Origin of the sequence: Luteibacter sp. 9133 (assembly GCF_000800155.1) — a bacterium.
Lineage (GTDB): Bacteria > Pseudomonadota > Gammaproteobacteria > Xanthomonadales > Rhodanobacteraceae > Luteibacter > Luteibacter mycovicinus.
Map to the genome: position 1 here is coordinate 347,453 of NZ_JUHO01000001.1, position 12,846 is coordinate 360,298.

The following is a 12,846-nucleotide window of genomic DNA, read 5'->3' on the forward strand; positions in this document are numbered from 1 at the left end:
CCCGAACGCTACGATGTGCCCTGGGCGCGGCGGGACAGACCCGCCGCGCCGAACACGGTGTCATGTGTGCTCCTCAACCACGGAGTCACAACGATGCTTCGAAACACCCTCGCTGCCGCTCTTCTCGTCCTGCCGCTGGCGGCTTTCGCCCAGACGCCGCCCGCCGCCGATCGGTACGTCGACATCGTCAACTGGCCGACCGCGGAAGCCGGCCTCGACCGTTTCGCCGGTGTCGAAGCCACGCTCAACGGTGGCTTCGACAAGATCTGCGGCGACACCTTCTGCGAAGGCGAGTTTCACAACCTCCGCCCTATGCAGCTGACCTGTTCGGTCGACGCGACCAAAAGCAGCATGAAGCAGTGCGTGTGGACCTTTGCCGGGACCACCGCTTCGGTGGTCACCAAGTCCGGTGCCGTGCAGGCCGCCGGCAAGCTGTACAAGTGCAAGATCCGTCTGCCGAAGGACATGCTGGTGGAACAGTTCTACGAGGCCATGAAGGCGGACGACGCCCTCAACGCCAAGCTCCCCGGGTCCCGCAATTCCGTTTACGACAGCCTCGTCGGCTGCCTCTGATCCCATCGGGCTATACCGGGAAGGCTTGGTACGACCCGGGCCGCCGGCTCCGCGGAAGCGGCGCCGGCGGCTTCTTGTCGTTGCAGGGGGCAGCCCTGCTGGCGCGCAAGTCGTACCTATATCGATGCCCTGCTCGCCGCGTTGCATCGCGGGCAATGAGCGCGCCCGCGAATCGCCATAAACGCGCCGCGCATCCGCCCGGACGCGCACGCACATTGACGTGACACCCAGGGGATCCCACGCATGAACCGCACACCCGGCCTCGACACGCTGCGCGCGATTGCCATCGCCTGGGTGATGTTGTTTCACAGCTATCTGGTCGGCGGCCTCGGCGATGGCTTCAGCAAGCTGGAATGGTCGGGGTGGATGGGCGTCGACCTGTTCTTCGTGCTGAGCGGCTACCTCATCGGCACGCAGGTGCTGAAGTCCCTGAAGACCACCGGAAGACTCGATTTCCCTGGCTTCTACCGGCGCCGTTTCGTACGGATATTTCCTGCGTTCATCGTCGTGCTGGCGATGTATGCGTTATGGCCGGCATGGCGAGAAACGCCGGGTATGCAGCCGTTGTGGCAATTTCCGACGTTCACCTTCAACCTGTTGTTCGACAACGGCGACAACTATGCGTTCTCCCACGTGTGGTCGCTATGCGTGGAAGAACACTTCTATCTCGTCTTTCCCTTGCTGGCCTTCGCGCTGACGCGCAAACCCGCTCTGTGGAAGTTCATCACCGTATGCGTCGCGGTGGTCGCCGGCGGCCTCCTGTTGCGGGCATGGCTGTGGTCCGATTTGCTGGGACCGGCTCGCGATACGGACATCGGTGCGGGACTGGTCTACCTCCGTTACCTCTATTACCCCACGTGGTCGCGCCTTGATGGGCTCGTCGCCGGTGTCGCCCTGGCGGCGTGCGGGGTGTATCGCCCGCAGTGGATGGCATGGATCCATGCGCGCGCGGGCTGGGTGCTCGGCGCCGCCACCGTTCTCCTTGGCGTCTGTCTGGTCCTTTTCGACGGTGCACGCCCCCTGTTCTGGCCCTGCGTCATCGGCTACCCCCTGCTGTCGCTGGCGATGGGTGGCTTCGTCGCCGCCTTCAGCGGCCCGACCGTCTTCGCAAGGCTGCGGGTGCCCGGTGCCGGATGGCTGGCCGCCGCTTCGTACAGCCTCTATCTCTGCCACAAAGGCGTTTTTCATCTGACGGAGGGGCTGCTCGGTGACGGTCTGGCCGGTCATCGCTTCGTCCGTTTCGCCATCTATGCGTCCGCGACCCTGGCTGGCGGTGCGCTGCTTCACTATGGTGTCGAGCGCCCGTTCCTGCGCTGGCGCGACCGCCGCGTTCATGCTTCGGATACACTACCGCCGCCCAAGGTGATTCCCGGCGTCGCAGCCGGGGATTGAAACGGGAATCCGGTGACCCGCGCGATCCACGAGGTCCGCGTCATTCCGGAGCTGCCCCCGCAACGGTAGGCGAGCCAAAGGTCTGCATGAAGCCACTGTGCCCCGAAAGGCATGGGAAGGCGCCGACCGGCAGGGATTCTCCCTGCGCTCGCAAGCCCGGAGACCGGCCTTCGAGGTAACACCGGACAGGCGGAGGGCCATGTCGAGGGTGGCCGGCCGGCCTTCCGCCATCGGCGATCCCCGCTACCGTCTCCCTGTCTCTCGCCATTCATGCCGCGCGGATGGGCGCGGTAGTGCAGGAGTCACCACGTGTCGCTTCGTATTTCCACCCTCGCGGTCGCCATCGCGATGGCATGCCTCGTTCCCGCCGCGGCCTTCGCCGATGACACCTCCACTGACCTCGACAAGGTCGTGGTCACCGCGAGCCGGACCGAGCAGACCCAGGCGCAGGTGCTGTCCGCCTCCACGGTGATCGACCGTGCCGGGATCGAGCGGCTGCAGCCGCGCTCGCTGGCCGACCTGCTGCGTGCGACGCCCGGTGTGTCCATCGCCAATAACGGCGGCCCGGGCAAGTCGACCTCCGTCTTCATGCGCGGCACCGAGTCCGACCACGTGCTGGTGCTGATCGATGGCGTGAAGGTGGGTTCAGCGACCTCCGGTACGGCGGCCTTCCAGGATATTCCGGTCGACCAGATCGAGCGCATCGAAATCGTCCGTGGCCCGTTCTCCAGTCTCTATGGCTCGGACGCGCTGGGCGGCGTCATCCAGATCTTCACCCGTCGTCCGGAAGGCAGCTTCGTGCCGAACTTCTCCGTCGGCGGCGGCAGCTACGACACCTTGCGCGGCTCGGCCGGCTTCAGCGGACGCGGCGCCAACGGCTGGTACGCGGTGGAAGCGAACCACGACCAGACCGACGGCATCAACGCATGCCGCGGCCGCCCCAGCCCGGGCGGCGGCGGTTGCTACACCTACGAGCCGGACAAGGACGGTTACCGCAACAATGCGCTGTCGCTGAAGGGCGGATGGCGCTTCGACGAGCAGTGGGACGCCGACGTCAATGCCATGCGCACCGAAGGCGCCAACCATTACGACGGCACCAGCAGCAACTTCGCCGACTCGTCGACGCAGGTCGTTGGCGGCCGTCTGCGCTATACGCCGTCGAAGGACGTGAAATTCACCCTCAACCTCGGTCGCAGCGGTGACTTCTCGACCGACTACGAGAACGGCGTCTACGCCGATACGTTCAACACGCATCGCGACGTCGCCTCGGTGCAGGCGGACCTCGGTCACGTCGGTGGGGACGCAGGCCAGACCACGCTCGGTTACGACTGGCAGCGCGATCGCGTCGTCGGCAGCACCGACTACTTCGTCGATGCGCGTCGCAATCACGCGATTTTCGGCCAGTGGCTGCAGGCATTCGGCGACAGCTCGATCCAGGCCAGTCTGCGCCGTGACGAGAACAGCCAGTTCGGCGGCAAGACCACCGGCAGCCTGCAGTACGGCTACATGCTGACGAAGGACCTGCGTGTCACCGGCAGCTACGGCACCGCGTTCAAGGCACCGACGTTCAACGACCTGTACTACCCCGACTACGGCAATCCGGACCTCCGCCCGGAAACTTCCCGCAACTGGGAGCTGGGGCTGCGCGGTACGCCCACGTGGGGTAACTGGTCGATCAATGCCTTCCAGAATCACATCGACAACCTGATCGTCTTCGACTCGAGCCTGACCGGTCCGCTGTTCCCGTTTGGTGGCGCGAACAATATCGACCGCGCACGGATCCGTGGCGTGGAGCTGGCAGCCGACACCACCGTCGCCGACTGGCACCTCTCGGGTAACGCGACGTGGCTGCAGCCGGAAGACGATAGCGACGACGACAGCAAGGGCAACCTGTTGCCACGACGTGCCCGCCGTACCGCGAATATCGACGTCGACCGCTCGTTCGGCGCGCTGAGCGTCGGTGCCAGTGTGTTCGCCTCGGGCTATCGCTATGACGACTCGACCAACCTGCACCGGCTGGGTGGCTACGCGCTGACCGATCTGCGCATCGCGTACGCCTTCGCGCCGGCGTGGTCGGTGGAGCTGGCCGGCAAGAATGTCTTCGATCGCCACTACGAGACCGCGCGTTACTTCAATCAGCTGGGTCGCAACTACATGCTCACGTTCCGTTACCAGCCCCGCTCGTAATCCGTCCCCCCGTACGAGGTACGACCCGATGAAACCCCTGTCACGTCCGTTGTTTGTCGCCATGTCGGCATGGTTCGCGCTGATCATGATCGCCACGCGTTTTCATCACTTCGGCGATGTACTGCATCTTCCCGACGCGTCGATGGCGTTGTTCTTCCTCGGGGGTATCTACCTGCGAAAGCACCTGGCCTTCGTCGCCTTCGTCGTCCTGGCCGTGCTGATCGACTGGGTTTCGATCAGCTACGCGGGCGTGAGCGACTTCTGCATCACGGTGGCCTATTCGTTCATGCCGCTGGCGTACGCCGTGCTCTGGTACGGCGGCCGCCTGGTGGCACCGCGTTTCGACGGTTCACTGGCATCGCATGCGATGGTTTTCGCGGCATTGCTGGTCTGCGCCACGGTCTCGTACGCCATATCCAATGGTGCGTTCTACTGGCTGGGTGGCCGTTACACCGATACCAACATGACCCAGTACGTCCAGCGCTTCATGCAATGGGCGCCGCTCTTCGTGCATGCCGCCGCGGCGTATGTGCTGGTGGCTCAGGTGGTCCAGGCGGCGGTCTGGCGCTTCGCACCGCGGGCACGGGACGCCCGTACCACTCACGCATGAGCGGCGACACCACGCCATGGAGTGAAATGGACGAGGAGGCTCGTCATCGCGACCGCATGCGCCGGAAGAAGGAGCTGATCGACCGACGTATCGCGAAAGCGACCATCGATCGCGGCGTGCTCGTGGTCAACACCGGCAACGGCAAGGGAAAGAGCTCGTCCGGATTCGGTATGCTGGCGCGGTCGCTCGGCCATGGCTTTCGTTGTGGCGTCGTCCAGTTCATCAAGGGCAGTTTTTCCACCGGCGAGGAGGCATTCTTCCGCATGTACGAAGACGGTCCGCTCGATTACCACGTGATGGGCGAAGGCTATACGTGGGAGACACAGGACAAGGCGCGCGACATCGCGGCGGCCATGGCCGCGTGGGATGTCGCCGAGCGCATGCTCGCCGACCCGGCATACGATTTCATCCTGCTAGACGAGCTGAACATCGCGCTGGTGAAGCAATACATCCCGCTCGATCGCGTGCTCGACGCCTGCCGGGCGCGGCCCGAACGACAGCATGTGGTGATCACGGGCCGTGGCGCGCCGGATGCGCTCGTCGAACTGGCGGATACCGTGACCGAGATGCGCGTGGTGAAACACGCCTATCAGGCGGGTATCCGCGCGCAGAAGGGCGTGGAACTGTGAGCCGTTCGTGTCCCGCGCTGCTGGTCTCGGCACCTGCGTCGGGGCAGGGCAAGACCAGTGTGACGGCGGCGCTGGCGCGTGCGCATGCGCGTGCCGGCCGCCGGGTCCGCGTCTTCAAGACCGGACCCGATTTTCTCGACCCGATGATCCTCCAGCGCGCATCCGGCGCTCCGGTTTACCAGCTCGACACCTGGATGGGTGGCGAAGACGACGTTCGCGCGCGACTCCATGCCGCGGCGGAGGAGGCGGACCTGATCCTCATCGAGGGCGTGATGGGGCTGTTCGACGGGCGCCCGTCGAGCGCGGATCTGGCCCAGCGGTTCGGTTTGCCCGTCCTTGCCGTGATCGATGGCAGTGCCATGGCGCAGACCTTCGGTGCGCTGGCGCATGGACTGGCCAGTTATCGCGACGGGCTCATCGTGCACGGCGTGATCGCCAACCGTGTTGGCAGCGCGTATCACGCCACCTTGCTGCGCGAGAGTTTGCCGCCTGCGCTTACCTGGTACGGCGCGCTCCCGCGCGATGCGGCCATGGGTCTGCCGGAGCGGCATCTCGGCCTCGTGTCCGCCGCGGAGCTGGCGGATCTCGACGCGCGGCTGGATGCGCTGGCCGACGCGTTGCCCGCCGAGGCGGTGGGCCAGCTGCCACCCCCGGTCGTTTTCCAGCCACCGGTCGACCGACATTCCACGCGGCGGCTGGACGGCCGCCGCATCGCCATCGCCTGCGACGAAGCATTCGCTTTCGTGTACCCGGCCAATCTCGACGTGCTGCGTGACGCCGGCGCGGAGCTGATCTTCTTCAGTCCGCTGGCGGGTGACGCCTTGCCCCCATGCGATGCGATCTGGCTTCCGGGGGGCTACCCCGAATTGCACCTCGACACGCTGACGAGCCGTGACGATCTGCGCCGCGATCTGCACGCGCATGTCGATGCCGGACGCCCCCTGCTGGCGGAGTGCGGCGGTCTGCTCTATGCCCTCGACCGGCTTACCGACACGCATGGCCATGCAGCCGGCATGGCGGGGCTGATCGCCGGAGACGCGACGATGCAGCCGCGCATGGCGGCGCTCGGCATGCAGTCGGTGGACCTGCCCGAAGGGATCCTGCGCGGTCATTCGTTTCACTATGCGAAGGCGACGATCGCCGCCACGGCTCTGGCGGTGGCGAGCAACCCGAATGGCGGGCCCACCGCCGAGGCGGTCTACCGCCGTGGGCGCATGACCGCCAGCTTCGTGCACTTTTATTTCCCATCGAATATCGACGCCGCGCTGCGTCTTTTCCTGCTGTGACCACCGCCTTCGCGATGCTCGCGGCGCTGCTGCTCGATGCATGGTGGGGTGAGCCACGACGCGCGCATCCGCTGGTCGGCTTCGGCCATCGCGCTCAATGGATCGAGCGACAGCTTTATGCCGATCGCCGCCCCCGGGGCGTCCTGGCCTGGTGCCTGGCGGTGCTTCCGCTGGTCGGACTGCTCGCGCTGATCCGATACGGGATGCCCGCCGCGCCCGGGTTTGTCATCGATACGGTGGTGCTGTATCTCGCCGTGGGTCGGCGCAGCCTCGCGGAGCACGCGTTGCCCGTCGCCGATGCGCTGAGCGCGGCCGATATCGGTGCGGCGCGGCAGGCGGTCGGTCGCATGGTCAGCCGCGATACGGAGGCCCTGGATGCCTCGCGTGTGGCCGCCGCCGCGACGGAATCCGTCCTCGAGAACGGACACGATGCCGTCTTCGGTGCGCTGTTCTGGTTTCTGTTGCTGGGCGCGCCGGGCGTGCTGTTGTTCCGTCTGGCGAATACGCTGGATGCGATGTGGGGCTACCGGACGCCGCGCTACCTGCGCTTCGGCTGGGCGGCGGCGCGTATCGACGACGTGCTCGGGTTCATCCCCGCAAGGCTCACCGCGCTGACATATGCACTGGCGGGCGAATTCACGACGGCACGTCGTTGCTGGGCGACGCAGGCACCGTTGTGGGACAGCCCCAATGCCGGCCCGGTGATGGCCGCCGGTGCGGGCGCGCTGAACGTGCGACTGGGTGGGCCCGCGCCGTACCACGGTCAGTGGGAAGACCGTCCTGTCCTCGGTACCGGGGATGCGCCCGACGCCACCTCGATACGACGCGCCCTGCGTCTCGTCGATCGGGGCGTAGCGATCTGGATCGGTCTCGCACTCGTGGCTGGAGTAGCCGCTCATGCTTGAGCACGGCGGACGTCTGGCTCGTGCGGTGACACAGCACGGCATCCCGCGCGAGCACTGGCTCGATCTGTCGACGGGTATCAGCCCGTATGCCTATCCCGTGCCTGCCGTACCGGCCGAGGCGTGGCACCGGTTGCCCGAGGACGACGACGGGCTCATGCGCGCGGCCCGCGCCTACTACGCGGCGCCGCATCTTCTGGCCGTTCCCGGCTCGCAGGCGGCGATCATGGCGTTGCCGCGCATGCGGTCACGCTCGCGTGTGGGCGTGATCTCGCCGGGCTACAACGAGCATGCGCATGCGTGGCGGCAACACGGTCACGACGTCCGCGAGTGTCCGGCGGATGCATTGTTCGAACGCGCCGCCGACTTCGACGTGATCGTGCTCATTCATCCCAATAACCCTGGCGGCGACCGGTTCCGTCGCGAGGCGCTGCTCGCACTGCACGCATCGCTCGCGTCGCGCGGTGGCTGGTTGATCGTCGACGAGGCGTTCGTCGACACGCGACCGGACGGCACGCTGTGCGCAGCGGCATGCGACGGTCTGATCGTCTTGCGCTCGGTGGGTAAGTTCTTCGGCCTCGCCGGCGTGCGCGCGGGGTTTGTCGCGTCGTCGCCGGGCCTGCTGGAGGCACTGCGTGAATGTCTGGGGCCGTGGACGCTGAGCGGGCCGACGCGCCACGTCGTGAAGGCGGCGCTGACCGACGTCGACTGGCAGATCACGATGCGCGCGCGGCTGCGCGAAGACAGTGCGCGGCTGGTTGCGTTGCTGACGGAGCACGGACTGCGTCCCGATGGTGGCTGCGATCTCTTTCAGTATTGTCGCCATCCCGACGCCGCTCGTCTCCACGACACCCTCGCGGCGCGTGCCATCCTTACCCGCCGCTTCGACGATCCGCCGGCGCTGCGTTTCGGCCTGCCAGGCGATGAGGCCGGTTTCGAGCGCCTCGATGTGGCACTGGCCGAGGTGCTGGCTTGAGCGCGCGCGTACTCATGGTGCAGGGTTGCACGTCCGACGCGGGCAAGAGCACCGTCGTCGCCGCGCTGTGCCGCTGGCTGCGCCGTCGCGGTGTCGCGGTCGCGCCGTTCAAGCCGCAGAACATGGCATTGAATTCCGCCGTCACGGTCGATGGCGGCGAGATCGGTCGCGCACAGGCGGTGCAGGCGCAGGCGGCGGGCGTCATGCCGCATACCGATTTCAACCCCGTCCTGCTCAAGCCGAACAGCGACACCGGTGCGCAGGTGATCGTCCACGGACACCCCGTCGGCAACATGGACGCCGTCGGTTATCACGCGTACAAGCGTGTCGCGATGGACGCGGTGCTCGCATCGCATGCGCGACTCGCCGACGCCTATGCGGCGATCGTTGTCGAAGGTGCCGGGAGCCCGGCCGAGATCAACCTGCGCGATCGCGATATCGCCAATATGGGGTACGCCGAGGCGGTCGACTGTCCTGTCATTCTGGTGGCCGACATCGATCGTGGTGGCGTCTTCGCCCATCTCGTCGGCACGCTGGCTTTGCTGTCGGAGAGCGAGCGTAACCGCGTGGCGGGCTTCGTCATCAATCGCTTTCGCGGCGATATCGCGCTGCTCCAGCCCGGTCTCGACTGGCTGGAGCGTGAAACAGGCAAGCCGGTACTGGGCGTCCTGCCCTATCTTCACGGCATGGTGCTGGAAGCCGAAGACGCCTTGCCGCGGGACCGGGTGCGTCGCGAGCACGCGCGCCTGCGTGTGGCCGTGCCCGCGCTTCCACGGATCAGCAATCACACCGATCTGGACGCGCTGCGCCTGCATCCCGATGTGGCATGTGTCTTCGTCGGTCCGGGCGAGAGCTTTCCGGCATGCGACCTGATCGTCCTGCCCGGATCGAAGTCCACCCGCGCGGATCTGGCATGGCTGCGGTCTCAGGGCTGGGACCGGGCCATCCTCCGGCACGTCCGTTACGGCGGCCACGTCATCGGCATCTGCGGCGGTATGCAGATGCTCGGCCACGCGGTGCACGACCCGCTTGGCGTCGAAGGGGCCGCGGGTTCCAGCAGCGGGCTCGGCCTGCTCGACCTCGAAACGACACTGGCGCCCGCCAAACAGTTGCGCATCGTCAGCGGCCAGGTGAGTGGCAGCGATGCCACCGTCATCGGTTACGAGATTCACTGCGGTGTAAGCACCGGCGCGGGGATGAAGCGTCCCGCCGTCGTGCTGGACGACGGGCGCGACGACGGAGCGCGCTCCGACGATGGACGCGTCATCGGCACCTACCTGCACGGGCTGTTCGATCACCCGGATGCGTTGCGCGCATGGCTGGGACACGCGGGTCTCGATGGGTCGGCGCCCTTCGACCTCGGCGCGTTACGCGAGGCGACGATCGACCGCCTGGCCGACACGATAGACGCGCATATGAATACGGCGGTACTCACCCGACTTTTTGGACTCGATGCATGCAGACCCTGATTCTGGGCGGAGCCCGCTCCGGCAAGAGTGCGCTGGCGGAGAGATTGGCCAGCGCGTCCGGCCGCGATGTGGTGTACGTGGCCACCGCGCAGGCGCTCGACCTGGAGATGGCCGAACGCATCGCGCATCACCGCGCACGGCGGCCCGCGTCGTGGACCTCCGTGGAAGAGCCGCTGATGCTCGCCCGCGTCCTTCGGGAGCACGCGGCGGAGCATCGCTGCGTACTCGTCGATTGCCTCACCTTGTGGCTGTCCAATCTGCTGGGCATCGACGACGGTCGTCATTTCGGCAGTGAGCACGAGGCGCTGCTGGCCACGGTGGCGACGTTGCCGGGCGACATTCTGTTCGTGAGCAATGAAGTCGGTCTGGGTCTCACTCCCATGGGCGCGCTGAGCCGCCGGTTTGTCGACGAAGCCGGTCGGCTTCACCAGTCACTGGCCCAGCGCTGCGATCGCGTGTTGTTTACCGCCGCCGGCCTGCCCCTCGCTTTGAAAGGAACCCTGCCATGAAGCACTGGCTCGCCACACCCGCACGGGTCCCCGATGCCGCCGCCGCCGAGGCGGCGACCTTGCGCCAGGCGACGCTGACCAAGCCGCCTGGCTCGTTGGGTAGACTGGAATCGCTCGCCGTACAACTCGCCGCGCTGCAGGGGCGTGAGCGTCCTCGCGTCGACGTGGTCTGGATCGCGGTGTTCGCCGGTGACCATGGCGTGGCGGTCGAAGGTGTCTCCGCGTTCCCGCAGGTGGTCACCGGCGAGATGCTGCGTAACTTCGCGCTCGGCGGCGCCGCGATATCCGTGCTGGCGAGGGCGCTCAACGCCACCCTCGATGTCGTCAGCCTCGGCACGGTCAACGATCCGGGCGACGTCGCCGGCGTACGCCGTGAAATCATCGCGCCGTCGACCGCGAATATCGCCGAGGGGCCGGCCATGACGGATGACCAGCTCGACGCGGCGCTGATCACCGGCGTACGTAGTGTCGAGCGCGCGGTCGCCGCCGACGCGCAGGTCTTCATCGGCGGTGACATGGGTATCGGCAATACGGCCGTCGCCAGCGCGCTTGCCTGCGCCTTGCTGGGTGAATCGCCCGATGTGCTCGTGGGCGCTGGCACCGGACTCGACCAGGCGGGCATCGCACGCAAGGCCGCGACGATCGAGCGCGCGCTGCGTGCCAACGCCGCCGCCATCACGCCGCTCGAATGCCTGCGTTGTCTGGGCGGTTTCGAAATCGCCGCCTTGACCGGCGCCTTCATCGCCGCGGCTCAGCATGGCATGCCGGTGCTCGTCGATGGCTTCATCACCTCCGTGGCCGCGCTCGCGGCCGTCGCGTTGCGCCCGGATGTGCGCCCATGGCTGATGTTTGCGCATCGCTCACAGGAGCGCGGCCACGCGCGCGTGCTCGCCGCGCTGGGTGGCGAGCCGTTGCTCGACCTGCAGTTGCGGCTGGGCGAAGCCAGTGGCGCCGCGTTGGCCGTCCCGCTGCTGCGTCTGGCCTGCACCCTGCACGGTTCGATGGCGACCTTCGCCGAGGCCGGAGTGTCCGAGGCATGAGCATCGATCTGCTGCGCCATGGCGACACCGGTCAGCGAAGCTATCGCGGGCAGCTTGACGATCCCCTGACCGAACTGGGCTGGCAACAACTCCGCGACGCGGTGCTGGGCCATCAGTGGGACCGCATCGTCTGCTCGTCGATGGCGCGCTGCTCGCGTTTCGCGACCGAACTGGCCGAAAGGCGCGGTCTGCCGCTGCGCATCGATACGCGGCTTGTGGAATATCACTTCGGCGACTGGCAGGGCGTGCCTGTCGAGACGATCGCGGAGACGGACGGCGATGCGCTCGGCCGCTTCTGGGCCGACCCCGTGATGCATCCGCCCCCGGGCGCGGAAACATTCGACGCCTTTCGCGAGCGACTGTCGGCGGCGCTCGACGACATCGCGGTAGAGGCGAGCGATGCGCGCGTGCTCGTCGTGACCCACGGCGGTGCGATTCGCCTGCTGCGTTGCGTGGCTGAACATCGCTGCTTCGGTGACATGGCGGGCATCGACGTTCCACACGCGTCGCTGCACCGCATCGCCTGGACACCGTAGTGCGCGGACTCGTGACCGCGTTCGCCTTCCTCACGCGCATCCCGATGCCCCGCGTGTCGATGGACGAGCGCGAGCAGGCCGCTTCGCTGAAGTGGTACCCCTTTGTGGGACTGGTGATCGGTCTGGCGCTCAGTGCGCTGGCCCTCGTGGCGCAGCGATGGGCGACGCTACCGGGAGCCGCCCTCGTGCTTCTGCTCTGGGTCGCGCTCACCGGTGCCCTGCATCTGGACGGCCTTGCCGACAGCGCCGACGCGTGGATCGGCGGAATGGGCGATCGCGAACGCACCCTGACGATCATGAAGGATCCGCGCAGCGGGCCGGCGGCCATCGTCGCTCTGGTGCTCGTCCTGTTGCTCAAATTCTCGGCGCTGGCCTCGCTGGCCGATCCCTTGTTACTGGTGCTGCCGCCCCTGCTGGGGCGCGCGGCGCTGGTCGGCCTGTTTCTCACCACGCCGTATGTCCGCAAGGGCGGGATGGGCGATGCCTTGCGCGGCGCTTCGGCCACCGGCTGCCGGGCGTCATTCTTCATCGCGGTGGCCGTCGCCGCCTGCTTCGGCGCGCGGGGCGCCATCGCAATCGGCGTCGGCCTCGTCGTCGGCGCCTGCTGGCGGCGCGCGTGCGTGATTCGCCTTGGCGGCTTCACCGGCGATACCGCCGGGGCGATGGTGGAGATGGTGGAAGTGGCGACCGTACTCGCGCTCGTGGCGACGCGCTGACGCCACTGTCGACGACACCCG

Annotated in this window: 12 protein-coding genes, 1 pseudogene and 1 riboswitch; all 13 genes and pseudogenes read left to right on the plus strand. The window is 67.1% G+C overall.

Annotated elements, in window-relative coordinates; genetic code table 11:
* The first annotated feature begins 93 nt into the window (after positions 1–93).
* The 13 genes and pseudogenes from FA87_RS01275 to FA87_RS01335 all read left to right on the plus strand — a co-directional run bounded on the left by FA87_RS01275 (position 94) and on the right by FA87_RS01335 (position 12,825).
* Positions 94–573, plus strand: coding sequence for a hypothetical protein (locus tag FA87_RS01275; protein ID WP_043691844.1), 480 nt, complete (start codon positions 94–96; stop codon positions 571–573).
* Positions 574–816: 243 nt separating this feature from the next.
* A pseudogene (locus FA87_RS01280) lies at positions 817–1,893 on the plus strand (acyltransferase); the annotation flags it as partial.
* Between the two features lie 23 nt (positions 1,894–1,916).
* Positions 1,917–2,152: riboswitch (cobalamin riboswitch) on the plus strand.
* Positions 2,153–2,274: 122 nt separating this feature from the next.
* Entirely contained in the window at positions 2,275–4,152 is a 1,878-nt protein-coding gene (gene btuB, locus FA87_RS01285; protein ID WP_043691847.1) for a TonB-dependent vitamin B12 receptor, read from the plus strand.
* A 28-nt stretch (positions 4,153–4,180) separates the two neighbouring features.
* Entirely contained in the window at positions 4,181–4,762 is a 582-nt protein-coding gene (locus FA87_RS01290) for a hypothetical protein (RefSeq protein ID WP_043691849.1), read from the plus strand.
* Positions 4,763–4,788: 26 nt separating this feature from the next.
* A complete protein-coding gene (gene cobO / locus FA87_RS01295) occupies positions 4,789–5,391 on the plus strand; it encodes a cob(I)yrinic acid a,c-diamide adenosyltransferase (protein ID WP_043691851.1) in 603 nt (200 codons plus the stop codon).
* Positions 5,388–6,677 (plus strand): cobyrinate a,c-diamide synthase, encoded by a 1,290-nt coding sequence (locus FA87_RS01300; RefSeq protein ID WP_043691854.1) that lies wholly within the window; start codon positions 5,388–5,390, stop codon positions 6,675–6,677. Before cobO ends, FA87_RS01300 begins: the two co-directional genes overlap by 4 nt.
* Positions 6,678–6,691: 14 nt before the next feature.
* A complete protein-coding gene (gene cbiB, locus FA87_RS01305; protein WP_052191478.1) occupies positions 6,692–7,582 on the plus strand; it encodes an adenosylcobinamide-phosphate synthase CbiB in 891 nt (296 codons plus the stop codon).
* A complete protein-coding gene (gene cobD, locus FA87_RS01310; protein WP_043691858.1) occupies positions 7,575–8,555 on the plus strand; it encodes a threonine-phosphate decarboxylase CobD in 981 nt (326 codons plus the stop codon). Before cbiB ends, cobD begins: the two co-directional genes overlap by 8 nt.
* The gene (locus FA87_RS01315) at positions 8,552–10,024 is read left to right on the plus strand and encodes a cobyric acid synthase (protein WP_043691861.1); all 1,473 of its coding nucleotides are present in this window, start codon (positions 8,552–8,554) and stop codon (positions 10,022–10,024) included. The genes cobD and FA87_RS01315 overlap by 4 nt, the downstream gene beginning before the upstream one ends.
* Entirely contained in the window at positions 10,012–10,533 is a 522-nt protein-coding gene (gene cobU, locus FA87_RS01320; RefSeq protein ID WP_043691864.1) for a bifunctional adenosylcobinamide kinase/adenosylcobinamide-phosphate guanylyltransferase, read from the plus strand. The genes FA87_RS01315 and cobU overlap by 13 nt, the downstream gene beginning before the upstream one ends.
* Complete coding sequence (gene cobT / locus FA87_RS01325; protein WP_043691866.1) at positions 10,530–11,573, plus strand: nicotinate-nucleotide--dimethylbenzimidazole phosphoribosyltransferase; 1,044 nt, start codon at positions 10,530–10,532, stop codon at positions 11,571–11,573. The genes cobU and cobT overlap by 4 nt, the downstream gene beginning before the upstream one ends.
* Positions 11,570–12,109, plus strand: coding sequence for a histidine phosphatase family protein (locus tag FA87_RS01330; RefSeq protein ID WP_036116455.1), 540 nt, complete (start codon positions 11,570–11,572; stop codon positions 12,107–12,109). Before cobT ends, FA87_RS01330 begins: the two co-directional genes overlap by 4 nt.
* Positions 12,109–12,825, plus strand: coding sequence for an adenosylcobinamide-GDP ribazoletransferase (locus FA87_RS01335; protein ID WP_275041262.1), 717 nt, complete (start codon positions 12,109–12,111; stop codon positions 12,823–12,825). The genes FA87_RS01330 and FA87_RS01335 overlap by 1 nt, the downstream gene beginning before the upstream one ends.
* The last annotated feature ends 21 nt before the right edge of the window (positions 12,826–12,846 follow it).

Coding starts and splice junctions, on each gene's coding strand:
- FA87_RS01275 (WP_043691844.1), top strand. CDS start 94: ATGCTTCGAAACACCCTCGCTGCCGCTCTTCTCGTCCTGCCGCTGGCG.
- cobU (WP_043691864.1), top strand. CDS start 10,012: ATGCAGACCCTGATTCTGGGCGGAGCCCGCTCCGGCAAGAGTGCGCTG.
- FA87_RS01330 (WP_036116455.1), top strand. CDS start 11,570: ATGAGCATCGATCTGCTGCGCCATGGCGACACCGGTCAGCGAAGCTAT.
- cobT (WP_043691866.1), top strand. CDS start 10,530: ATGAAGCACTGGCTCGCCACACCCGCACGGGTCCCCGATGCCGCCGCC.
- FA87_RS01290 (WP_043691849.1), top strand. CDS start 4,181: ATGAAACCCCTGTCACGTCCGTTGTTTGTCGCCATGTCGGCATGGTTC.
- cbiB (WP_052191478.1), top strand. CDS start 6,692: ATGCTCGCGGCGCTGCTGCTCGATGCATGGTGGGGTGAGCCACGACGC.
- cobO (WP_043691851.1), top strand. CDS start 4,789: ATGGACGAGGAGGCTCGTCATCGCGACCGCATGCGCCGGAAGAAGGAG.
- cobD (WP_043691858.1), top strand. CDS start 7,575: ATGCTTGAGCACGGCGGACGTCTGGCTCGTGCGGTGACACAGCACGGC.